Below are 23,341 nucleotides of genomic sequence, written 5' to 3' on the forward strand. Positions count from 1 at the left end.
GCCCATCCAAGGCGTGAGGTATCCGGCGCGCCTCAGCGCGTCGTGATCGGGCGATAGTCACGTTTGGCCGCACCGGTATAAACCTGGCGCGGACGGCCGATCTTGGTATCGGCGGTTTCGTGTTGTTCGATCCAGTGCGCGATCCAGCCGGAGGTGCGCGCGATGGCGAACATCACCGTGAACATTTCCTTGGGAATGTTCAGTGCCTTGTAAATCAGACCCGAGTAGAAATCGACGTTGGGATAAAGCTTGCGCTCGACGAAATAATCATCCTTCAGCGCCACGCGCTCGAGTTCCAGCGCCACGTCCAGCAGCGGATCGGACACGCCCAGGTCGGCCAGCACCTTGTGCGTCATCTCGCGAATGATCGCCGCGCGTGGGTCGTAATTCTTGTAGATGCGGTGACCGAAGCCCATCAGGCGGAAACCGGAGTTCTTGTCCTTGGCCTTGGCCACGACGCTGTCCACATGTTTCGCGTCACCGATTTCCTCCAGCATCTTCAGCACCGCCTCATTGGCGCCCCCGTGTGCCGGCCCCCACAACGCGGCGATGCCGGCGGCGACACTGGCATAGGGATTGGCACCAGTGGAACCGACCAGGCGCACCGTCGACGTGGATGCGTTCTGCTCATGATCGGCATGCAGGATGAACAGCAGATCCAGCGCTTTGGCCGCGGTCGGACTGAGCTCCAATGGCTCGCTCGGCACCTCGAACATCATGTGCAGGAAGCGCGTGCAGTATTCAAGGTTGTTGCGCGGAAAACGCATCGGCCAGCCGACCGAATAGCGATAGCAGGCCGCGGCAATGGTCGGCATCTTGGCGATCAGGCGGACCGCCGCAAGACGCCGATGCTCGGGATTCTCGATATCGATCTTGTCGTGATAGAACGCCGACAACGAAGCGATCGAAGCGCATACCATGGCCATGGGATGCGCATCGTGGTGAAAGCCGCGCAGAAAGTGGCGAATCGACTCGTGCATCATCGAGTGATGCGTCACCTCGTTGTCAAAGGCATCGAACTGGGCCTGATTCGGCAACTCGCCGTGCAGGAGCAGGTAAGCCACTTCCAGATAGCTCGACTGCTTGGCCAGTTGCTCGATCGGATAGCCGCGGTACATCAGCACGCCGGCATCGCCATCGATGTAAGTGATGGCGCTGCGGCAGCTGGCCGTGGACATGAAGCCGGGGTCATAGGTGAAGCAGCCGGTATCGCGATAGAGCTTGCCGATATCGAGCGCGGCCGGGCCGATGCTGCCGGTCACGGCGGGCAGTTCGGTATTGCTGCCAGTGGACTCGTTGATGAGCTTGTAGGTGGACACGCTCGGTCTCCTTGTGACGTGGACGCCGCGGGCGAAAATGACGCGCGGGAGCAGGCGCCGGATTGGGGATGGACAGACAAGACCGCGCAATTCACACAGCGGTGGTGTCACACGGGCAGGCGGCCCGCAAATTCGCTGCGAATTATCGCACAGTGCGCTGCAGCGCAGCAGCAAAAACAACAACGCCGGCACGAGGCCGGCGCTGCAATGAACATCGATTCGATCCGCGGCAACACGTCAAATCCGGATGCGTGCGGCCGATGACTGGCGTCGCGATCAGGCCTTGCCGCCAGCGGCGTAGCGTTTGCGGAACTTGTCGACCCGACCACCCACGTCTAGCACTTTGTGCTTGCCGGTGTAAAACGGATGCGAGGCCGAGGAAATCTCCAGCTTGACCAGCGGATATTCCTTGCCATCCTCCCACTTGATCGTGTCTTTGGTACTGATCGTGGAACGAGTGAGTATGGCGAAATTGGCGTTCACGTCCTGGAACACGACCTCGCGATATTGGGGATGGATGTCGGGCTTCATGGCGGACTCGCGCTCGAAAGATCAAGGAAAAGAGAGCCATGATAGCCTGCTGTCATGGCCACGGGCAAGATTGGATGCTCTGATCAGCAGTCGAAGCCTGGCCCGATCACCCGGGGAGCGCACCCAGTGCCGCTGCCACCAGATGTTCGAATCCGCTCTGGTCCACGGCCATGACGATACGCGCATTGGCCACCGCACCGCTGCGGCGCTGCCAGTCCACCACGGTGGCTCCGCGCGTCAGGCCGCCATCCAGTTCGACCGTGACCGCGCGCTCATCGCTACGGGTGATCAACCCCGGACGCAGCGCCACCGCCATGGCCAGCGCATCGGCGGCAAGCAATCCCGGGCGCTGCTGCATACGATTGAAAGCGCGCGCCTTGCGTGAGATCGCGGAGAAAAATGCCGCGCGTGCATCATCGCCGGCCAGCCAGTGATCGAAGCGCTCGAAATCCAGCGCATGACGCAGTGTCAGTTCCCAATCAACCAGATCAAACCGCGGCCAGCGTGAAAATACGATGTGCGCGGCTTCCGGATCGAAGCCGATATTGAATTCCGCCGCCAGACTGGTGTTGCCCTGCCCGGTCACCGCGCCCCCCATCACCACCAGCCGCGCCACGCGCCGGGGCAATTGCGGGTCAAGGCTCAATGCCAGTGCCAGATTGGTCAGCGGCCCCAGCGCCACCACCACCAGTTCGCCAGCGTGTGCATGGCTAAGGCGCAGCAGCGCCAGTGCCGCGTGCTCGTTGTGCGCCACGCGCCGTGCGGGCAAGTAGCCGGTGTCACCAAAGCCATCGGCGCCATGCACGAATGCGGCATCGGCAGCGCGGCGCACCAGCGGCTGTGGCGCGCCGGGAAACACCGGCGTGGGCGCATCCAGCAGTTCAACCAGTTTGAGCGCGTTGGCCGTGGTGTGATGCAGCCCGACATTGCCCGCGGCGATGCCCAGGCCAGCGATGCCAGATGCGTGTGCGTGCGCCATCAGAATCGCCAGCGCATCGTCCACGCCGGGATCGGTATCGATGAACAGCATGTCCGGCTCCGCCACGGGAAAGCATGCAGTTTATGGGACTGGCTCAGGCCTGTGCGTAGCGCCTCGCGCTGCCAAACCAGCGCTGCAAAATCAGCTCTGCGCGCCCGGGATCGCTTTGCAGGAGCCGATCGGCCAGCTCACGCACCATCGGCAACAGATCGGCATCGCGCGCCAGGTCGGCCACGCGCAGCGCCAGCAGCCCCGTCTGACGCGTGCCCAGCATTTCGCCGGCACCGCGCAGTTTCAGGTCCATTTCAGCGATGCGAAAACCATCGTTGCTCTCACGCAGCAGGCTCAGGCGCGCACGTGCGTTGGCCGATAGCGGCGGTTGATACAGCAGCACACAATGGGACGCGGTGCTGCCGCGCCCGACGCGGCCGCGCAACTGGTGCAGCTGCGCCAGACCCAGGCGCTCGGCGTTTTCGATCACCATCAAACTGGCGTTGGACACATCAACGCCCACCTCGATCACCGTGGTCGCCACCAACAATGCCAGCTCACCGCGCTTGAATGCATCCATGACCGCCTGCTTGGCAGCAGGTTTCATGCGCCCGTGCACCAACCCGATGCTCAGCATCGGCAATGCCGCGCTAAGCTCGATGTGCGCGACCGCGGCGGCCTGCGCGGCGAGCACGTCCGACTCCTCCACCAGAGTGCATACCCAATAGGCCTGCCGGCCATTGGCGCAGGCGTGATGGATACGCTCGATCACCTCGGCGCGGCGACTGGCGGCGACAAGGGTGGTTTGCACCGGGATACGCCCCGGCGGCAATTCATCGAGCACCGAAATGTCCAGGTCCGCATAGGCCGTCATCGCCAAGGTGCGTGGAATCGGTGTCGCGGTGAGCACCAGCTGATGCGGCACTTCATCCGCCGTGCCGCCCTTTTCGACCAGACTCAGGCGCTGATGCACGCCAAAGCGGTGCTGTTCGTCGACAATCGCAAGGCCCAGATTGCGAAATTGCACGCCTTCCTGCATCAGTGCGTGCGTGCCCACGCACACGGCTGCGCCCTCGCTCAGGCGCTTCAGCGCCGCGTTGCGCGCGCGGCCTTGAACTTTGCCAGCCAACCACAGCACCTCGATGCCTAGGGGCTGCAACCACGTCACGAAGCTGCGGTAATGCTGCTCGGCCAGCAATTCGGTGGGCGCGGCCAAGGCCACCTGGCGGCCGCTGGCCACTACCGCCAGCGCCGCCAGCGCCGCGATGATGGTTTTCCCCGAGCCCACGTCGCCCTGCACCAGGCGCAGCATCGGCTGCGGCGTGGCCAGATCGGCGAGGATTTCATCAAGCACGCGTTGCTGCGCGCTGGTCAGCGCATAAGGCAGATTCACACGCAGCCGGTGCATGAGCGCACGACCCTCGGCGCATACCGGCGCAGCATGGCCACGCGCGCGCTGGCGCAATTGCCGCAAGGCCAGGTGCTGGGCCAGCAGTTCCTCGAACGCGAGCCGGCGTTGCGCCGGATGCGTGCCTGCCAGCAACGCTGTCAGATCATCGTCGGGCGCAGGTTGATGCACAGCCAGCAGCGCGCTGCGCAGATCGGGCAATGCCAGGGCGGCGCTGTCGAGGGGCGGCAACAGATCCAGCTCTGCGGCGCACGGCAACTGCGCCAGCGCGCGCGTCACCAGGCTCGCCATGCGTGCATTGGTCACGCCCTCGGTCAACGGATACACCGCACCGAGATGCGTGGCCAGTTGCGGGGCCCGCGCATCGAACACGCGATAGCGCGGGTGCACGATCTCGAGACCCTGGTGGCCTTCGCGCACCTCGCCATAGGCGCGCACGCGCATGCCAGGCACGAATTGTGCCGCCTGGGCGCGACGGAAATGGATGAAGCGCAGCACCAGCGCGGTACCGCTGCCATCCTCGATCACCACCTGCAGCAGCGGGCGAAAACGGAACCCGGTCTCGACCTGCGTGACCACGCCCTCGACCTGGGCACGCTGCCCGGATTGCAGCGCGGCGACAGGTGTGATGCGGGTCAGGTCCTCATAGCGCAACGGCAGCGTGAACCAGAGGTCCTGCAGGCACAGCAGACCGCGCCGCGCCAACGTCGCTACCAGCGCCGGGCCGACACCGACCAGACTGGAAAGCGGCCGCGCACCCGCCGGCAGCGCGCCGCGATCGCGCTCAGCCGAGAACGAGGATGGCATCAGCCTCGACCCGCGCGCCGCGCGGCAGGGCCGCCACTCCGACGGTGGCGCGCGCCGGATATGGCGGCTGCAGCACTGCCTCCATCACCTGATTGACCACGGCAAAGTCGTTGAGGTCGGTGAGGAAGATGCCGATGCGCACCGCTTGCTGCAGGCTGCCACCGGCCGCATCCGCGACCGCGGCAAGATTGGCGAACACCTGCCGCGCCTGCGCACTGATATCGCCAGCCACCATCTGCCCATTGCGCGGATCCAGTGCAATCTGCCCGGAGAGATAGACCGTATCGGCGACGCGCACCGCTTGCGAATAAGGTCCGATGGCGGCAGGGGCCTCGGTACTGCTGATGATGCTGCGTTTCATGGCATTGCTCGCAAATGGAGGGACTTGTCCGGAGAATCGTCGCACGCGCCGCCGAAGGCCGCGCCACGCCGTGTCATGGTGTCGCGCGATGCATGCGTTCAGACGGGATACCGGTACACGCCGCTGACCACGCTGGCGCGACGCACGCGGCGCATGACATCGGCCAAGTGCTTGCGATCGCGCACTTCCAGTGCGAACAGCAAAGTCGCAGTCGCCAGGTCGCGTTCGGAATACTCGACGTTTTCGATATTGGTGCCGGTCTCGGCGATGGCTGCCGCCACGGTGGCCAGCACGCCGGGACGGTTCTGCACCTCGATGCGCAACTCGACGCGATAGTCACCCTGCGCCTCGCGATCCCATTCGATCTCAAGGCAGCGCTCGGGCTGCTTGCGCAGTTCGGCGGCATTGGGGCATTCGACGCGATGCACGACGATGCCCTTGCCCGCCGAGAGGTGCCCGAAGATGGCGTCGCCGGGCACCGGATGACAGCAATTGCCGAAACTCAACACGCCGCGTTCGGCGCCACTGATGGTCAGGCGCTCGTGCGGCGCAGCCAGCAGCGTTTGCGTGTGTCCGCCGGCAAGCAGCTTGAAGCGCTCCGCGACCGCACCGGCCATGCGATTGCCCAAGGCGATATCGGACAGGAGTTCCTCCAGCCGCTTGTAGCGCATCTCGGCCAACGTCGTCTCCAGCGCCGCAGCGGGAATGGTGTCGAGACTGACCGAGCGCGCCACCAGTTCGCGATCCAGCATGCGGTGGCCAAATTCGACCGCATCCTCGTGTTGCAGATGCTTGAGGTAATTGCGGATCGCGGTGCGCGCGCGCGCACTGACCACGAATTCCAGCCATTGCGGCTTGGGCTGCGCCGAGGGCGCGGTGACGATCTCCACCGTCTGCCCCGAGCCGAGACGCGTGCGCAGCGGCGCGAAGTGGCCGTCCACGCGCGCGGTCACCGCGTGATCGCCAATGTCGGTATGCACCGCGTAAGCGAAATCCAGCGCAGTGGCATTGCGCGGCAGCGACAAAATGGCACCGCGCGGCGTGAACAGGTAGACCTCGTCGGGAAACAGATCGACCTTGACGTTTTCCAGCAATTCCAGAGATGAAGTCGTGCCGGCCTCGCGATCAGCCAGCCCAGCGATCCATTCATGTGCGCGTGCCTGCGCGCCGCTGGGCGCCACGCCGGTCTTGTAGGCCCAGTGTGCCGCCACGCCGCGCACGGCAACCGCATCCATGTCCTCGGTGCGAATCTGGATTTCTATGGGCGCATTGAACGGCCCGAACAGCACCGTGTGCAGCGACTGATATCCGTTGGCCTTGGGGATGGCGATGAAATCGCGGAAGCGCCCGTCCACCGGTTTGTACAAACCGTGCGCAGTGCCCAGTGCCTGATAACAGTGCGCGACGCTGTCGGTGATCACGCGAAAACCATACACGTCCATGATTTCGGCCAGGGTTTTGTGCTCGGCGCGCATCTTGGAATAAATGCTCCACGGTGTCTTGATGCGACTGACCACGCGTGCGCGGATGCCCTCGGCGGCGAGACGCTGCGACAGCGCGTTGTCGATGCGCCCCATCGCCTCATGCCGGTTGCCGTGACTGGCGCGGATGCGCTCGGCGATGACGCGATAACGATCCGGATACAGCGCGCGGAAACATAGATCCTGCAATTCGGACTTGATCAGGCTCATGCCCAGGCGCTGTGCGATGGGCGCATAGATTTCCAGCGTCTCGCGCGCAATGCGGCGACGTGAATCGGCGTCCTTGGCGACCAGGGTGCGCATGTTGTGCAGGCGATCGGCGAGCTTGATCAGGATCACGCGCAAATCGCGCGCCATCGCCATCAGCATCTTGCGGAAACTCTCCGCTTGTGCCTCTTGCTGGCTGGCGAAGTGCACCTTGTCGAGTTTGGTGACGCCTTCGACCAGTTCGGTGACGGACGCACCGAATTCCTCGATCATGGACGCGCGCGTGTACGCCGTGTCTTCCAGCGCATCGTGCAGGATCGCCGCGATCATGGTTTCGGCATCCAGGCGCAAGTCCGCCAATATCGCGGCCACGGCCACTGGATGGGTGATATAGGGCTCGCCGCTGGCGCGGGTCTGGCCACGATGGGCCTCGGCGCCGCGCCGGAAAGCGGCCATCACGCGCTCGATTTGCCCGGGCGCCAGGTAGTCGGTGAGTCGGCGCGCCAGCGCCAGCACGTACTCGGGCAGTTCGCTGCTCAGGGTGTCATTGGCGGGCGCGACCACGGACATGGTGCGCGCCGCTTCACGCGGCTCTCCGACATGGACAGCCGTCGGGAGACATCAATCGTCCCCGCTCTTGCCCAGTTCGTCATCGGCGGCCACTTCCGCGGCAGCCCACTCCAGCGCCTCGCGCTCGGCACGTTCACGCTCGATGCGCTCGATCTCGTCGATCGTGGGCTGGTCGATGCGACGCTCGGCGATCTCGCGCAATGCGATCACGGTGGGCTTGTCATGCTGCGGATCGACGCGCGGCTCGATGCCCTTGGCGATCTGGCGGGCGCGTTTGGTGGCCATCAATACCAACTCGAAGCGGTTGTCGACCACCTCAAGGCAATCCTCGACTGTAATGCGAGCCATGAAAGACCTTTCCTATCAAATATTTGAACGGACTGTAAGTGTAGCCTGCCGTCACGGCGGTGGGCAATCACGCATGCTGCACGTCGCGCTTACGTTACAATCCTGAACTCTGCCGTTCACCAATCGCTCCGCACCCATCATGCCAGCGTTCCCCCGCACCCTGCGCCTGCTCGCTACCGTTACTCTGCTCGTCGCCGTTGCCGGCTGCGCGATCCAACCCGCGCGCGATGAAGACCCTTGGCAAGGCATGAACCGCAAGGTTTTCAATTTCAACCAGAAATTCGACAACGCGATCGCCAAACCGGTGGCCCGCGGTTACGTCAAGGTCACCTCGACCGAGGTGCGCCTGCTGGTCAGCAACTTCTTCGACAACCTGCAGATGCCGATCAGCATCGTCAACGATGTGCTGCAGGTGCGCCCGGTCGGGGCAGCGCAGAACACCGGCCGCTTCCTGGTCAACAGCACGATCGGCCTGGCTGGATTGTTCGATCCGGCCGGAAAACTGGGCCTGCGCGCGGATCCCACCGACTTCGGTGTGACGCTGGCGCGCTGGGGCGTGCCGCAGGGTCCGTACCTGGTGATACCGTTTTTGGGCCCCAGCAGCGTACGCGATTTCCCCGCGTACCTGGCCGACACTTATTTTCTGAATCCAATGAGTTACTGGACGCGCGACCACAACTTCCGCTACTACGCCGAGTACCTGCCGTACACGCTGTATCTGGTGCAGCTGCGCGCCAGCCTGCTCAATACCGATCAGTTCCTGAACTCGGCATACGATCCCTACGTGATGCTGCGCGATGCCTACTTGCAGCGCCGCAATTACCTGATCTATCACGGCAATCCGCCGACCAGCCTGCTGGAGAATTTCAACGGCAGCGGTGCCGGCGACAGCAATGATCATGCTGCCGGCGAATCGGATATGGAAGCGTTGCTGGCGCGGCAGCGCGCCTATGATCGAGCCCACGCCGCGCAGCCGGCACGCGCTGCGCCGACGCCAGCCTCCTCGGCACCGCCCGCAGCTCCTGCACCGATCGCTCCGCCGCCGCCCGCAGGCTCAGTGGCGCCGGCGCACGCCGCGAGCGTGGCGCCCGCCGCCAGCAGCGCACGTGCTCAGGGGTCATTGATTCTCACGCCAGCGCCAGCGACCAGCGCTGGCGCTGGCGGCTGAGCGGGGGCGAATCTGCTGTTGACGCCACGGCGGCTCAGGCTGCCGCGGGCGTGACTTCCTGCAGCAGTCCATCAACGCCGCTGACCTGGGCCAAGGCATGCAGGCTTTCGGGTAGCGCGGACAAGACCAGCATGCGTCCGGCGCGCTCGCTCTGCGCGCGCCACGCCAATAGGCAAGCCAGCGTGGCACTGTCGGCTTGGCCGAGCGCGCTCAGATCGATGCGCACGATGCCCGCGACGAGGCGCGTGCTGATCGCGCGATACGCCGCGGCGGCATTGGCGAAATCGAGCCGCCCGGAAAGCCGCAAGGCATCGCCATCGACGCTGACTTCGAGTCCGGCGACGCTCACCCCTGCGCGCCCTGCTTCTTCATGCTGTCGATGGCCTTGCCACCTTCGCTCTGCAGGCGCGTGATCAGCGCATCGAGGCTGCTGTGGCGGATTTCCTCACCGACCTGACCGCGATAGCTGGCGATGTAGGAAATGCCCTCGATGACCACATCGAATGCTTTCCACTGGCCATCGGCAGCACGGCGGAACACGTAGTTCACCGCGATCTTCTTGCCATTGTCGAGGGTGACCTCGGAGCGCACCAGCGCGCGGTGGCCGTCATCGCTGGTGCCGCGCGACGGCAGGATGGTGACGCGACCCTCGCGATAGTCGATCAGGCCATCGGCATAGCGGTCGATCAGCGCATCATAAAATGCCTTCTGGAAGCGATTGATCTGTTCCGGCGTGGCGGTGCGTGCATAGCGCCCCAGCACCAGGATCGCGGCGTAGCTGGTATCGAAATGCGGCAACAGCACCGAATTGATCAAGGCGACCAATTTGGACTTGTCTTTCTTGTATTCCGCCCGGTGCCCCTTGAGCGCAGCGCCCATTTTGTCGGCGATCTGCTGCACGATCTGCTGCGGCGTCTGCACCGCGACCGGCGTGGCGGCTGCGGGAGCTGGCGCGCCCTGCGCCTGCGCGCCGATGGGCAGTGCGGCGGTACCAAGGGCCAGTGCCACGGCGATCGCCAAGGCAGTGAACTTACGGGCGGGGCGAATTGCTTTCATGGGCGTGTTTCCGTGCGCGGAGTGGGACATCACTTGCTGCTGCCGGAGGCGGACTTGCTGCCGCCGCTGGTGAGGAACTTGCCGATCAGATCCTCCAGTTGCAGCGCCGACTGCGTGTTGGCGATGACACTGCCATTCTTGAGATTGTCCGGCGAGCCACCCGGCGAAAGCGAGATGAACTGATCACCCAGCAAGCCGCTGGTCATGATCTTGGCGTAGGAATCGGCGGGGATCTGGTTGTAGCGATCGGCGATCGCCAGCGTCACCTTGGCGTCGAGGCTTTTCTGGTCCAGCGTGATCGACTTGACCGTGCCGATGCGCACGCCGGCCATCTTGACCGGCGCGCGGTCCTTGAGCCCGCCGACGCTGGTGAACTCGGCGGTGACGTCGTAGCTGGGGCCGCTGTCGAAATTGACCAAGGACGTGGTCTGCGTGGCCAGATAGGCCAGCGCGGCGAAGCCGAGGAGGATGAACAGGCCGGTGCCGGCTGCATAGGAACGACGAGGATTCATGGCGAGGTCTCGGTGATCACATCAGAAAGGCGGTCATGACGAAATCCAGCGCCAGGATGGCGATGGAGCTGGTGACCACGGTGCGCGTGGTGGCATTGGCCACGCCTTCACTGGTTGGCGGCGCGGTGTAACCCTGGTACACGGCGATCAGGCTGATCAGCGCACCAAACGCCAGCGCCTTCCATTCGCCATTGATCACATCGGTCCACACGCTCACATTGGAGGTCATGTTGGACCAGAACGTGCCGTTGTCGATGCCCAGCCAGGTCACGCCGATCAGGTGCCCGCCGAAGATGCCCATCAGATTGAACACTGCCACCAGCAACGGCATGGCGATCACCCCGGCAAGGAAACGCGGCGAGGCGACAAAGGCCAGTGGATCGACCGCCATCATCTCCATCGCCGAAAGCTGGTCGGTGGCGCGCATCAGCCCCACCTCGGCGGTGATCGCGGTGCCGGCGCGGCCAGCGAACAGCAGCGCGGTCACCACCGGGCCCAACTCGCGGTAGAGCGACAAGGCGATCACCGTGCCCAGCGCCGAGGTGCCGCCGAAAATCGACAGCGTGTAGTACAGCTGCAGCGACAGCACCATGCCCACGAACAGGCCGCTGATCATGATGATGATCAGGCTCTTGGCACCGACGAACCAGAGCTGTCGCAGCAGTTCGCGCGGATAAGTCAGCCCGCGCGGCAATGCCGCCAGCAGACCCAGCAGGAACCAGCCAGTGCGGCCGATGTCGGCCAGGCCATCCACCAGGGGATCGAACAAACGTGCGGCAAATTGCTTCACGGGGCGACTCCGGGGAAACCAAACGCGGACGCCAGCGGCGGCGCCGGATACTGGAACGGCACCGGGCCTTCCAGCGCGCCGCCGAAGAACTGCGCGGTCCACGGTGAATCGCCCTTCGCCAACTCGGCGGGTGTGCCACTGGCCACGCGCTTGCCATTGGCGATCAGATGCACGTGGTCGGCCACCTCGCGCACCGCGGCGAACTCGTGTGCCACCAGCACCGAGGTGATGCCCAGTTCGCGATTGAGCGTGCGGATCAACTTGAGTACTTGATTGAGGGCGATCGGGTCGAGTCCGACGAACGGCTCGTCGTACAGAATCAGCATCGGGTCGAACACGATCGCGCGCGCCAGCGCCACGCGCCGCGCCATCCCGCCGGACAGTTCGCTGGGCATCAACTCGGCGGCGCCGCGCAAACCCACCGCCTGCAGCTTGGTGAGCACCACGTTGCGGATCAGATCTTCCTGCAGGCGCGTGTGCTGACGCAGTGGAAAGGCCACGTTCTCGAACACGTTGTAATCGCTGAGCAGCGCCGAGTTCTGGAACAGATAGCCGATGCGTTCGCGTAATGCATACAAGCTTTCGCGTGGCAGGCGCGCGACATCCTGGCCATCGACCAGCACGGCACCGTCAGCGCCGCGCATCTGCCCGGTGATGTGCTTGAGCAAGGTGGTCTTGCCGGTGCCGCTGGGGCCCATGATCGCGGTAATGCGTCCGCGCGCGATGTCCAGATCGAGCGCGTCGAAGACCTTTTTGCCGCCGAGCACGGTGGTCAGGCCACGCACCTGCACCAGTGGCGCGGCGGCGGAATCAACGGAGGCGTGGGTCATGACAGGCATCAGCAGGGCAACCTAACCGAGAAGGAGCGGCAGCGCCATGCGCGGCGCGGCGGGATTCATGCGGATTCCAGCAGTTCGTGCAGCAAGTCAGCGTGAAGCCTGCGCGCGCGCAGGCTGCGCAGACGCTCGGCGCGCACGATCGCGCGCAGGTCGTCCAGCGCCTGTTCGAAGCGGTCATTGACCACCAGGTAATCGAATTCGGTGGCGTGCAATATTTCCTCGCGCGAGCCGGCCAGACGCCGCGCGATGATGTCGGCGCTGTCGGTGGCGCGCGCGCGCAAGCGGCGTTCCAGCTCGGCACGCGCAGGCGGCAGGATGAACACGCTGGCCGCTTCAGGCATGCGCGCGCGCACCTGGCGCGCACCCTGCCAGTCGATCTCGAGGATCACGCCGCGTCCCGCATCGAGCGCGGCCATGATCGGTGCGCGCGCAGTGCCATAACCGTTGCCGTGGACCTCGGCGTGTTCCAGAAACGCATCGGCGCCGACGCTGGCATCGAACTCGGCGCGGCTGACGAAGTGATAGTGCCGGCCCTCGCCCTCGCCCGGTCGTGGTGCGCGCGTCGTGTGCGAGATCGACAATTGCATGTCCGTCTCGCGCGCCAGCAACGCGTTGACCAGCGTGGACTTGCCCGCGCCCGAAGGCGCCGCAACGATCAGCAGCACGCCGCTCATGCGGACGTCCCGCTGCAATCCAGCGACCGCGCTGGCGCGCACTCACTCAATGTTCTGCACCTGCTCGCGCACCTGCTCGATCAGCACCTTCAACTCGATGCTGGCGTTGCTGGTACGCACATCCACCGATTTCGAGCCCAGCGTATTGGCCTCGCGGTTGAACTCCTGCAGCAGGAAATCCAGGCGCCGGCCGACCGGTTCGTCCAGGGCCAGCACGCGGCGCGCCTCGGCCAGATGCACATCGAGGCGATCGAGCTCCTCGTCCACGTCCATGCGCAACAGTTGCGCGACCAGCTCCTTCTCGATGCGCTGCGGCTCGCTGGCGTCGCGCAATTCGGCCAGCAAGCTGTCGATGCGCGTGCGCTGGCGGGTGCGGATGTCGGGCATCAGCGCGCGTACCGCAGCGACCTGCGCGGCGATGGCATCAAGCCGCTCCAGCATGGTCTGCGCGAGACGCGCGCCCTCGCGCTGACGCGCATCAAGCAAACCATCCAGCGCCTGATCCAGCAGCGCCAGCACGGCCTGGGTCAACGCCAGCTGATCCGGCTCGCGCGTTTCGATCACGCCCGGCATGCGCAGCAGTTCGCTGAAATCCACCAGCAGGTCGGGGAAGCGCGCCGACATGTGCATGGACAAATCCGCGAGCTGCTTCAGATACGGCTCGTTGAGGCGCAATTCGGGCGGCGCCTGGAGCGCGCCACGCAGGCGCAGGGTCAAGTCCAGCTTGCCGCGCGCGATGCGCTGGGTGGCGCGTTCGCGCAGCGCGCCTTCCTGCGCGCGCAGCTCGTCGGGCAGGCGCAGGCCAAGTTCCAGATAACGATGGTTGACACCGCGCAGTTCCACGGCCACGCGTCCCAGCGGGGTCTCGCCTTCTACCTGGGCATAGGCGGTCATGCTGCGAATCATGCGCGTTCCGGCGGCGACGAAAGGGGTCAATGGTAAGCTCGTTGACCCCGGATTCCCAAATGCGCCCCATGAGCCCAGTGCCCCGACCCAGTGGCCGCGATGCCGACGCCCTGCGCACGCTGCGCTTTGAACGCGGTTACACGCGCCACGCCGAGGGTGCGGTGCTGGTGAGCATGGGCGACACTCGCGTGCTGTGCACCGCCAGCGTCGAGGAGCGCATCCCGGCGTGGCTGCGCGGCAAGGGCGAGGGCTGGGTCACCGCCGAGTACGGCATGCTGCCGCGCGCCACGCACGAGCGCTCCCAGCGCGAGGCCGCGCGCGGCCAGCAGGGTGGGCGCACGCAGGAAATCCAGCGCCTGATCGGACGCAGCCTGCGCGCCTGCGTCGACCGCCAGGCGCTGGGCGAGCGCGTCATCACCCTGGATTGCGACGTGCTGCAGGCCGATGGCGGCACACGCTGCGCGGCGATCAGCGGCGCCTGGGTGGCGCTGGTCGATGCAATCACCGCGCTGCGCAAGCGCGGCACGCTCAAGCGCGATCCGCTGCACGGCGCGGTCGCGGCGGTGTCGGTGGGCCTGTGGCGCGGCCTGCCGGTGCTGGACCTGGATTACACCGAGGACAGCGCCTGCGATACCGACATGAACGTGGTGATGAACGACGCCGGCGGCATCATCGAGATTCAGGGCACCGCCGAGGGCCATGCCTTCCGTCGCGCCGAACTCGACGCCATGCTCGCGCTGGCCGACACCGGCATCGCGCAGATCATCGCCGCGCAGCGCGCCGCGCTGGCGCATGCGCTGCCATGACCCACTGCGGCCGCCAGCGCCGGGCGCGCGCGGCCTGCATTTCCACGCAGTGCCAAGGCACGGGTGCCGTGGCATCGCCACCATATCCCCGGACATGCATGGCAACGCCCGGGGCCTGATCGAGCCACGCGCATGAAGGTCGTACTCGCCAGCAGCAATCCCGGCAAACTCGCCGAGTTCGACGCGCTGTTGCGCGGCAGCGGCATCATGCTGGTCGCGCAGTCGTCACTGGGCATCGGCGACGCCGAGGAAACCGGCCTGAGCTTCGTCGAAAACGCCCTGCTCAAGGCACGCCACGCGGCGCGCGCCAGCGGCCTGCCGGCGCTGGCCGACGACTCGGGGCTGTGCGTCGATGCCTTGGGCGGCGCGCCCGGCACCCACTCCGCGCGCTACGCCGGTCGCCACGGCGACAGCGCGGCCAACATCGCGCGCCTGCTGGATGCGCTGCGCGACGTGCCGCACGCGGGACGCGGCGCGCAGTTCGTATGCGTGCTGGCGCTGGTGCGTCACGCCGACGACCCGCTGCCGCTGCTGGGCGAAGGCCGCTGGAACGGTCGCATCCTTGACGCGCCGCGCGGTGTGCATGGCTTCGGCTACGACCCGGTGTTCCTGGACAGCGCGCTCGACTGCTCCGCCGCCGAGCTGGACGAGGCACTGAAAAACCGCATCAGCCATCGCGCGCGCGCCCTGACCGCGCTGCGCGCGCAATGGCCGCCACACAGCACGCCGTGAACCGCGCCATTCCGCTGGGGCTGTACGTGCACCTGCCGTGGTGCGTGCGCAAGTGTCCGTACTGCGACTTCAACAGCCATGCACCGCGCGGCACGCCACTGTTCGAGGCTTATGTCGATGCGCTGTTGGCAGATCTCGATGCCGATCTGCGCGATGCCGGCGAAACGCTGCACGCGCGCCGCATCGAGACGATTTTTTTCGGCGGCGGCACGCCCAGCCTGTTTCCCGATGTCGCCATCGCGCGCCTGATGGATGGGCTGCGCGCACGCCTGGACGTCTCCGACGCTGCCGAAATCACACTGGAGGCCAATCCGGGAACCATCGAACACGGACGCTTCGCCGCTTACCGCGCCGCCGGCATCAACCGCCTGTCGCTGGGCGCGCAATCCTTCGCCGATGCGCAGCTCGAAGCGCTGGGCCGCATCCATCGTCACGGCGAAATCCACATCGCCATGGCAGAGGCGCGCGCCGCCGGATTCAACAACATCAACCTCGACCTGATGTACGCGCTGCCCGGGCAGACGCTGGACACGGCGCTGGACGACATCGAACAGGCACTGGCGCTGGCGCCCACGCACCTCTCGCACTATCAGCTCACGCTGGAGCCGGGTACGCCGTTCGCGCGCACGCCACCGCCACTGCCTGACGGCGACGCCGCCTGGCGCATGCAGGAGGCCGGTCAGGCGCGGCTGGCCACGGCGGGCTTCGTGCAGTACGAAGTCTCGGCATATGCGCACGACGGACAGCAGGCACGCCACAACCGCAACTACTGGACCTTCGGCGACTATCTCGGCATCGGCGCCGGCGCGCACGCCAAGCTCAGCTTTGCCGATGGCCGCATCGAGCGCCGGGCCAAGCGCAAGAATCCCGTGCTGTACATGGCGCACGCGCGCGACGCCGGACGTCTCGAATCCAGCGGCGGGATCGCGCGCGCGGAGTTGCCGTTCGAATTCATGCTCAACGTGCTGCGCTTGAACGAAGGCGTCGCGGCGGACAGCTTCAGCGCGCGCACCGGGCTGACGCTGGAGACCATCGCCGCGCCGCTGCAGCGCGCGCGTGCGGACGGTCTGCTGGTGGACGACACGCGCGTGCTGCGCGCCACGCCGCTGGGCCTGCGCTATCTCAACGACCTGCTGCAGCGCTTCCTGCCGTGAGCACGGACTGGATCGTGCTGCATTGCCCCTACTGCGGCGAGCGCTTCGAGGCACCGGTGGAAGCCGACTACGACGCAGCCCAGGTGATCGACTGCACGGTGTGTTGCCGGCCGATCCACCTGCTTGCGCGCGATGGTGGCTACGCCACGCAGCGCGACGATGACGCCTGAGGGCCGCCGCGCATCGCCTGCCTGACAGCACCCGCGCCGGCGCGTACACTGCGCGGCTTCGAGGTGTCCCGCGCGGCAGCAAGCGCCGTGCGGGGTGAAACGGGAAGCCGGTTTGATGCCGGCGCTGCCCCCGCAACGGTAAGCAGGTCAACGTCGATCCAGCAGCCACTGCGCGCGAGCGCGGGAAGGCGATCGACAGCGGAGTGATCCGCGCCCGCGAGCCCGGAGACCGGCCTCGATCGCGCCGCGCGGACATCATCCACGCGTGGCGCGTATCCAGGCGTCGCGGCGGGCGGCGGCCGCGCGCCGTGGCCCGGTTCGCGTGCCTCCACTGCTACCCGCCTGATCCGCGGGTGAGCGTTCGGAGTCATTGCCCATGTCCAGCAAGTCCCTGCTCGTCGCCAGCCTCGCGCTGGCGTTGTCACCCTGCGCGACACGCGCCGCCACGCCGGCCGCTGCCGGCAGCGTCGCGCCTCTGCCCGAGATCGTCGTCACCGCCGCGCGCATGGCGCAGACCGTGGATGCCAGCCTCGCCGATGTCAGCGTGATCACGCGCGCCGAGATCAGCGCCAGCGGCGCGCCCGATCTCATCGACCTGCTGCGCCGCGAGGCCGGCGTGGACGTGGCGCGCACCGGCGGACCGGGGTCGCAGACCTCGGTATTCATGCGCGGCACCAACTCCAACCAGGTGCTGGTGCTGGTCGATGGCGTGCGCGTGGCCTCGGCCAACACCGGCAGCTTCGCCTGGGAACAGCTTCCGCTGGACGCGATCCAGCGCATCGAGATCGTGCGCGGACCGCGCGCCGCGCAGTGGGGCGCGGATGCCATCGGCGGCGTCATCCAGATTTTCACGCGCAAGCTCGATGGCCCGCATCTCGCCATGCGCGGCGGCAGTTACGGCGATTACGGTGGCAGCGCCGGTTACGGCCAGTGGGGCGACCACGGTGGCGCCAGTGTCATCGTCGGCGCGCGCCATGTGCTTGGATTTCCGGCCACCAATCCGCAGAACTATGCCTACAGCCCGCAGCCCGACGGCTACAGCAACCAGAACCTCGCCGCGCAGGGCGCCTGGCGCATCGGCACGCAGACGCTGTCCGGCAGCGTGCTGCGCTCGGATGCCAATGTCGATTTCAACCAGGGTGCCTCGCAGGTGATCGAGCAGGCCGCCGGCGTGAACCTGGACGGCGCGCTGACACCCACGCTGCGCCAGCACATCAGCCTCGGCTACGACCGCGAGGATCTGGACACGCCGGCCTATCAAAGCCTCGCGCTCAGCCGCCGCCAACAGGCCGGCTATCAACTCGACTGGACTTTCCTGCCCGGCCAGCAACTGCTGGGCGGCGTCGACTGGATGCACGAGCGCGGCATCAGCCGCGACACAAGTACCAACACCGATGTCTACGCGCAGAGCCGCAACAATCTGGGCGTCTACGCCGGCTGGTACGGACAGGCGCAACGCTGGAATTGGCAACTGGCCGCGCGCCACGACCGCAATAGCCTGTTCGGCGGCGTCACCACCGGCTCGGCCGCGGCCGGATACACACTCAACGACTGGGCGCGCGTCGAGGCCAGTTTCGGCCAGGGCTTCGACAGCCCCAGCTTCAGCGACCAGTTCTCGCCGCCGTACTTCGGCTACTACGCCGGCAATCCCGACCTGCGCCCGGAGCGCTCACACAGCAGCGAGATCGACCTGCTGCTGCATCCGCTGGATGACCTGCACGTCAAGCTCGCCGCCTATCGCACGCGCGTGAACGACCTGATCAGCTTCGCCGGCGTCAATAACCAGGCGATCAACATCGACCGCGCCAAGATGGACGGCCTCGAGTTGACCAGCACCTGGACGGCCGGGGCGTGGACCACGCGTTTCTCCAGCAGCTTCGACGATGCGCGCGATGCCAGCACCGGCGCACGCCTGCTGCGACGTCCGCTACGCAAGGCCGATCTGGGCCTCGACCGCCGCTTCGGCGAGCGTTTCAGCGCCGGCGTGGAACTGTTCGCCGCCAGCAACAGCATCGACTACGGCAACGTCACCCTCGGCGGCTACAGCCTGATCAACGCGCACTTCGACTGGAAACTCGCTCACGGCCTGGCTGTGCACGTGTTCCTGCAGAACCTGGCCGATCGCGACTACAGCCTCGCCTACGGTTACAACACGCCGGGCCGCTCGGGCTGGCTGACGCTGAGCTGGAACGGGGCTGATTGAAGCGCAGGACCGGGCATCCCGCCGCGGCCTTCGGTGTAAACAAGCGTGACCACGCGGCGCGCAGCCGGCTTCTGGCTGGCTGCACGCCCCGGCTCGCGCTATAAAGGCAGGACGGATCACGAGGGGTACTCGATGGCGTTGCCCGTAGACAGGCGCCGGCAGACGCGCAAGCGTGCGGGAGTGGCGCGCATCGCCGAACGCGCGGACATCTCCGCGCGCGTGCGCGGCGTGCTCGAGGAGCTCAGCAATGCACTCAATGCGCGCTTCGAGCCGGCCCTGCGTGGTGCCTTGAATGATCTGGAGCAGCAGTTGTTCAAGCTGGCCGAGCAGGCGCGCAACAACGCCGAGCAGGAACTGGCCTACGCCAGCCTGCGCGAGGTCAAGCGCGGCCGCGCTGACATCGGCCCGCGCTTCGCCGCCGCCATCGAATCCGACCTCGCCAGCTTCGACCGCGAGCCGGAGCCCGTCCCCGCCAGCAGCACCGGTCCCAAGCTGGAGCTGATGCAGGAACACGTGTTCGAGGAAGACCTCGCACTGCGCGAAATCGCCAGCCGCGCCGAGGTGCGCGCCAGCGAACAACTGTACGAACTCGGCCACCGTTTCGCGGTACTGGCCGCACTGCCTGTATTCGAGTCCGAACGCGTACCAGCTGGCCCGCAGCGTGTGCTGCAGGCATTGCGCGGCGCGGTGGCCGAGCTGGATCTGCCCACCGCGCATCGCGTGCTGGGCTGGCGCCTGTTCGAAAAGCGCGCGCTGGGCGAAGCCGCGCCGTTTTACGCCGAGATCAATGATCTGCTGATCGCGCGCCGCATCCTGCCCAACCTGATCGTCTATCGCCACAGCCGCGGCGCCAGCGAAGCCGGCGCGAGTGCCTCGGCCGACGCACCCGCGGCACCGACCGCAGCACCGCCAGCACCTGCTGGGGCAGCAAGTGGTGCCATTGGACATGCAGTGCGTGCAGGCGGCGGGGCGGCGCAAGGTGAGCCCATGCAAGGCGGCGGCTACGGCTACGCTGCCGCCGGCCCGGCACCGGAGCACGGCGGTCTGGCCGGTCATGGCGGACTGGGTGGCGCCGTTGGCCAGCACAGCCTGCCCGCCGATGCAGCGGGCAGTGACGAGATGCCCCTGTTCGATACCTTGCGCGAACTGCTGGCGCAGCGTCGACGCATGACCGGACAGGTCGACGAAAGCGGTGACGGCCCCGACGCCAGCCGCGAACAAGTACAAGCGGCATTGCAGGCACTGCAGGCGCGTCCGCCCGCCACGGGCGGCAAGCCCGGCGCCAGCACGCAACGCCTGCGCCAGGATCTGCAGGGCCAGTTGCGGCGCTACAGCAAGGACGGCAAGACCCCACAATTGGCGCCCGTGCAGCGCGATACCGTCGACCTGGTCTCGATGCTGTTCGACAACTTGCAGCGCGAAGTGCGCATGGGCGGCGCTGCGCAGCGTTTCCTCGGCAAGCTGCAAGTACCGCTGCTGCGCACCGCGCTGGACGATCCCGCGTTCTTCTCGCAGCGCAACCACCCGGCGCGCAAACTGCTGAATACGGTCACCGAAACCGCCGCCTACTGGGTGGACAGCGCCGATGGCGAGGCCGACCCCTCGCTGGTGCAGAAGATGCAGACGGTGACCGAGCGCCTGCTGCACGACTACGACGGCGACTCGGGCCTTTACGTGCACCTGCTCACGGATCTCGAGCGCCACATGCAAACCCTGGCGCGCCGTGCCGAGATGAGCGAGCGCCGCCACGTCGAAGCCGCGCAGGGCCGCGATCGCCTGGACGCGGCGCGTGCGCGCGCCGAGGAAATCATCGCCCAGCGCCTGGTCGGCACGCGCCCGTCCAGCCTGGTGCGCACCCTGCTGGAGCAGGCCTGGACCGACGCCCTTACGCTGGCCATCGTGCGTCATGGCGAGGACAGCGACGTGTTTCGCGAGCGCATCGCCACGGTCGAGGCGCTGCTGCAGCGCAATCCCGGCGACGACATCGGCAAATTGCAGACCGAGGTCCAGCATGGATTGCAACAGGTCGGCCTGCACACACCCGATGCCGAGGCCATCGCGCGCAAGGTGCTGGACCAGCCGGTGATCGATTTCAGCGGCGAACCGGTGTCGCAAACCGAGCTGGCGCTCAAGCTCAAGCAACGCCAACGCCTGGGCGATGACGCGGGCGAGGCTGCCAGCAGGCCAGTGGATGCCCCGCTGAATGCCGAGGAACAGCGCATGCTGGAGCGCCTCAAGAGCATCCCCTTTGGCAGCTGGTTCGAATTCCAGCGCAACCAGCAGGGTGACATCGTGCGCCGCAAGCTGGCCTGGTTCTCACCGGTCACCGGACGCTGCCTGTTCGTCAATCAGCGCGGCCAGCGCGCCGAGGAACGCACGCTGGCGCGGCTGGCGCGCGACATGGTGCGCGGGCAGATTCGTCTGGTCGTGGAAACCCAGACCAGCCTGGTCGATCGCGCCTGGAGCAGCATCGTCGAGACACTGAAGAAATTCACCGGACGCGGCCCCGAGCCGGTCCCCGCCGGAGCCCCGGCATGAATGACAATCGGCGCGCGCCGCGCAAGCCGATCAGTGGTGTGGTGCTGGTCGAGAACAGCCTCAACGGCGCCGCGCTGGGACGCATCGGCAACCTGTCCAACACCGGGCTGATGCTGATCGCACCCAGGCGATTGCGCGAGAATGCGCTGTTCCAGATCAGCTTCACCCTGCCCGGCAGCGACAGCCGCACGCATGCGCTGGAGATCGGCGTGCATGAACAATGGACGTCCACGGCGGTGACACCTGGGCAATTCTGGATTGGCCTGCGCATCATCGACATCAGCGACGCCGACCAGGGCGTGTTGGACCACTGGTTGAAGCAGCCGGAGTACGCGCTGCGGTAGTTCCGCACCGGACCCGCACGCATGCGCGATTGATGCTGCGCGGCTTGCCCGGCGCGCGGCAAGCGGCAACACTGCGCAGGTTCCGTCGCCAACGAGTCCCGCCATGAGTGCCGCCCTCGCCTCGCTCTACGCCCAACATCTGGATCAGGTGATCCACGACAGCGATGCCGCGCTGGCCGCCAGCGGCCACGACAGCTTGCTGATCGCCGCCGGCACGCCGCGGCTGCGCTTTCTCGACGATCAGGCGCCGCCGTTCGTGGCTAGCCCGCATTTCCTGCACTGGCTGCCGCTGACCGATGCGCCGGGCTCATGGATCGTGCATGTCCCCGGTCGCAGGCCACGGCTGATCTTCCTGCAGCCACGCGATTACTGGCACGTGGTGCCGGACACACCACAAGGGTACTGGGTGGAACACTTCGATATCGTCACCGTGGCCGATGAAAACGCCGCGCGACTGGAGCTTGAACGCAGCCTCGGTGAGCACAGCGCCGTGCTCGGCGAGGATGGCGCGGCGGGCAGCGATATCGCACCCAACAATCCACCCGCGCTGCTGGCGCGGCTGCACTGGACGCGCGCCTGCAAGACCGCCTACGAGATCACCCTGATGCGCGCGGCCAGCCGCATCGGCACGCGCGGACACCTGGCTGCGGCGCGTGCGTTCGCCGCCGGCGCCAGCGAATTCGAGATCCACCTCGCCTACCTCGCCGCCAGCGGACAGACCGAAGCCGAACTGCCTTACGCCAACATCATCGGCCTGAACACGCACGGCGCGGTGCTGCACTACACGCGCTTCGAGCGCGCGCGACCGGATGCACGGCGCAGCCTGCTGATCGATGCCGGCGGCCAATATGCAGGCTACGCCAGCGACATCACCCGCACTTACGCGGCCGAGCCGCATGGCGACTTCGCCGCGCTGGTCGCCACGCTGGAGGAGATGCAGCAGATCCTGTGCCTGGACGTGCGCGCCGGCCAGCCATATCCCGAGTTGCACCTCGAGGCGCATCGCCTGCTGGGCGGCGTGCTCGCCGCGCACGGCCTGGTGCGCTGCTCGGCCGAGGCCGCGTTTGCGCAAGGCATCACGCGCACATTTTTGCCGCACGGACTCGGCCACTTGCTGGGTCTGCAGGTACATGACATCGGCGGCCAGCAGAGCACACCCGAGGGCGGACGCACACCACCGCCACCGGAACACCCGTACCTGCGCCTGACGCGCACGCTGGAGCCGGGCATGGTGGTCACCATCGAGCCCGGCCTGTATTTCATCCCGATGCTGCTGGATGCGCTGCGCGCCACGCCAGCCGGCAGCGATGTGGACTGGGCGCGTGTCGAGACCTTCATGCCTTGCGGCGGCATCCGCATCGAGGACGACGTGTTGTGCACCGCGGATGATCCGCACAACCTCACCCGCGAAGCCTTCGCGGCGCTGGCGTAAGCAACCGCTGCGAAC

23 protein-coding genes and 1 riboswitch are annotated in these 23,341 nt (G+C 66.5%); of the genes, 9 read left to right on the forward strand and 14 right to left on the reverse strand.

Annotated features, from left to right (window positions below; all coding sequences use genetic code 11):
- Window positions 1-32: 32 nt before the first annotated feature.
- The 7 genes from Mschef_RS00070 to rpoZ all read right to left on the reverse strand — a co-directional run bounded on the left by Mschef_RS00070 (window position 33) and on the right by rpoZ (window position 8,002).
- Entirely contained in the window at window positions 33-1,319 is a 1,287-nt protein-coding gene (locus tag Mschef_RS00070) for a citrate synthase (RefSeq protein ID WP_081125840.1), read from the reverse strand.
- Between the two features lie 276 nt (window positions 1,320-1,595).
- Window positions 1,596-1,850: a type B 50S ribosomal protein L31 gene (locus tag Mschef_RS00075; RefSeq protein WP_081125841.1), complete on the reverse strand. Its 255-nt coding sequence runs from the start codon at window positions 1,848-1,850 to the stop codon at window positions 1,596-1,598.
- Window positions 1,851-1,956: 106 nt separating this feature from the next.
- Window positions 1,957-2,880 carry a nucleoside hydrolase gene (locus Mschef_RS00080; RefSeq protein WP_176212385.1) on the reverse strand — a complete coding sequence of 308 codons (924 nt, stop codon included), beginning with the start codon at window positions 2,878-2,880 and terminating at the stop codon, window positions 1,957-1,959.
- Window positions 2,881-2,923: 43 nt separating this feature from the next.
- Window positions 2,924-5,035, reverse strand: a complete 2,112-nt coding sequence (gene recG / locus Mschef_RS00085; RefSeq protein WP_081125843.1) for an ATP-dependent DNA helicase RecG — start codon at window positions 5,033-5,035, stop codon at window positions 2,924-2,926.
- A complete protein-coding gene (locus Mschef_RS00090; RefSeq protein ID WP_081125844.1) occupies window positions 5,013-5,396 on the reverse strand; it encodes a Rid family detoxifying hydrolase in 384 nt (127 codons plus the stop codon). The genes recG and Mschef_RS00090 overlap by 23 nt, the downstream gene beginning before the upstream one ends.
- A gap of 98 nt (window positions 5,397-5,494) precedes the next feature.
- Complete coding sequence (locus Mschef_RS00095) at window positions 5,495-7,654, reverse strand: RelA/SpoT family protein (protein WP_081125845.1); 2,160 nt, start codon at window positions 7,652-7,654, stop codon at window positions 5,495-5,497.
- Window positions 7,655-7,705: 51 nt separating this feature from the next.
- Window positions 7,706-8,002, reverse strand: coding sequence for a DNA-directed RNA polymerase subunit omega (rpoZ, locus tag Mschef_RS00100; RefSeq protein WP_081125846.1), 297 nt, complete (start codon window positions 8,000-8,002; stop codon window positions 7,706-7,708).
- A gap of 139 nt (window positions 8,003-8,141) precedes the next feature.
- On the opposite strand from rpoZ, the gene Mschef_RS00105 reads away from it, so the two are divergent.
- Window positions 8,142-9,170 (forward strand): MlaA family lipoprotein, encoded by a 1,029-nt coding sequence (locus tag Mschef_RS00105; protein WP_081125847.1) that lies wholly within the window; start codon window positions 8,142-8,144, stop codon window positions 9,168-9,170.
- A 34-nt stretch (window positions 9,171-9,204) separates the two neighbouring features.
- On the opposite strand, the gene Mschef_RS00110 is transcribed toward Mschef_RS00105, so the two are convergent.
- The 7 genes from Mschef_RS00110 to Mschef_RS00140 all read right to left on the reverse strand — a co-directional run bounded on the left by Mschef_RS00110 (window position 9,205) and on the right by Mschef_RS00140 (window position 13,947).
- A complete protein-coding gene (locus Mschef_RS00110; RefSeq protein ID WP_081125848.1) occupies window positions 9,205-9,519 on the reverse strand; it encodes an STAS domain-containing protein in 315 nt (104 codons plus the stop codon).
- Window positions 9,516-10,226, reverse strand: a complete 711-nt coding sequence (locus Mschef_RS00115) for an MlaC/ttg2D family ABC transporter substrate-binding protein (protein ID WP_081125849.1) — start codon at window positions 10,224-10,226, stop codon at window positions 9,516-9,518. Before Mschef_RS00115 ends, Mschef_RS00110 begins: the two co-directional genes overlap by 4 nt.
- Before the next feature lie 29 nt (window positions 10,227-10,255).
- A complete protein-coding gene (gene mlaD / locus Mschef_RS00120) occupies window positions 10,256-10,738 on the reverse strand; it encodes an outer membrane lipid asymmetry maintenance protein MlaD (protein WP_081125850.1) in 483 nt (160 codons plus the stop codon).
- Window positions 10,739-10,754: 16 nt separating this feature from the next.
- Window positions 10,755-11,528 (reverse strand): lipid asymmetry maintenance ABC transporter permease subunit MlaE, encoded by a 774-nt coding sequence (gene mlaE, locus Mschef_RS00125; protein ID WP_081125851.1) that lies wholly within the window; start codon window positions 11,526-11,528, stop codon window positions 10,755-10,757.
- Window positions 11,525-12,358: an ABC transporter ATP-binding protein gene (locus Mschef_RS00130; RefSeq protein ID WP_136256362.1), complete on the reverse strand. Its 834-nt coding sequence runs from the start codon at window positions 12,356-12,358 to the stop codon at window positions 11,525-11,527. Before Mschef_RS00130 ends, mlaE begins: the two co-directional genes overlap by 4 nt.
- 65 nt (window positions 12,359-12,423) lie before the next feature.
- A complete protein-coding gene (gene gmk, locus Mschef_RS00135) occupies window positions 12,424-13,041 on the reverse strand; it encodes a guanylate kinase (protein ID WP_081125853.1) in 618 nt (205 codons plus the stop codon).
- A gap of 42 nt (window positions 13,042-13,083) precedes the next feature.
- Complete coding sequence (locus Mschef_RS00140; protein WP_081125854.1) at window positions 13,084-13,947, reverse strand: YicC/YloC family endoribonuclease; 864 nt, start codon at window positions 13,945-13,947, stop codon at window positions 13,084-13,086.
- A 68-nt stretch (window positions 13,948-14,015) separates the two neighbouring features.
- On the opposite strand from Mschef_RS00140, the gene rph reads away from it, so the two are divergent.
- From rph to pepQ, 8 genes are all read left to right on the forward strand, one after another.
- A complete protein-coding gene (rph, locus tag Mschef_RS00145; protein ID WP_081125855.1) occupies window positions 14,016-14,753 on the forward strand; it encodes a ribonuclease PH in 738 nt (245 codons plus the stop codon).
- A gap of 132 nt (window positions 14,754-14,885) precedes the next feature.
- On the forward strand, window positions 14,886-15,485 hold the full coding sequence (gene rdgB, locus Mschef_RS00150; protein WP_081125856.1) for an RdgB/HAM1 family non-canonical purine NTP pyrophosphatase: 600 nt from the start codon (window positions 14,886-14,888) through the stop codon (window positions 15,483-15,485).
- Window positions 15,461-16,639, forward strand: coding sequence for a radical SAM family heme chaperone HemW (hemW, locus tag Mschef_RS00155; protein ID WP_176212386.1), 1,179 nt, complete (start codon window positions 15,461-15,463; stop codon window positions 16,637-16,639). The genes rdgB and hemW overlap by 25 nt, the downstream gene beginning before the upstream one ends.
- On the forward strand, window positions 16,636-16,809 hold the full coding sequence (locus tag Mschef_RS00160) for a zinc ribbon domain-containing protein (protein ID WP_081125857.1): 174 nt from the start codon (window positions 16,636-16,638) through the stop codon (window positions 16,807-16,809). Before hemW ends, Mschef_RS00160 begins: the two co-directional genes overlap by 4 nt.
- Window positions 16,810-16,853: 44 nt before the next feature.
- A riboswitch (cobalamin riboswitch) is annotated at window positions 16,854-17,061 on the forward strand.
- A 124-nt stretch (window positions 17,062-17,185) separates the two neighbouring features.
- Window positions 17,186-19,012 (forward strand): TonB-dependent receptor domain-containing protein, encoded by a 1,827-nt coding sequence (locus tag Mschef_RS00165; protein WP_081125858.1) that lies wholly within the window; start codon window positions 17,186-17,188, stop codon window positions 19,010-19,012.
- 132 nt (window positions 19,013-19,144) lie between these two features.
- Window positions 19,145-21,550, forward strand: coding sequence for a DUF1631 family protein (locus Mschef_RS00170; protein ID WP_081125859.1), 2,406 nt, complete (start codon window positions 19,145-19,147; stop codon window positions 21,548-21,550).
- Complete coding sequence (locus Mschef_RS00175; RefSeq protein ID WP_081125860.1) at window positions 21,547-21,894, forward strand: PilZ domain-containing protein; 348 nt, start codon at window positions 21,547-21,549, stop codon at window positions 21,892-21,894. The genes Mschef_RS00170 and Mschef_RS00175 overlap by 4 nt, the downstream gene beginning before the upstream one ends.
- Window positions 21,895-21,997: 103 nt before the next feature.
- The gene (gene pepQ / locus Mschef_RS00180; RefSeq protein ID WP_081125861.1) at window positions 21,998-23,326 is read left to right on the forward strand and encodes a Xaa-Pro dipeptidase; all 1,329 of its coding nucleotides are present in this window, start codon (window positions 21,998-22,000) and stop codon (window positions 23,324-23,326) included.
- Window positions 23,327-23,341: the final 15 nt, after the last annotated feature.

Source organism: Metallibacterium scheffleri, from assembly GCF_002077135.1.
Classification (GTDB): domain Bacteria; phylum Pseudomonadota; class Gammaproteobacteria; order Xanthomonadales; family Rhodanobacteraceae; genus Metallibacterium; species Metallibacterium scheffleri.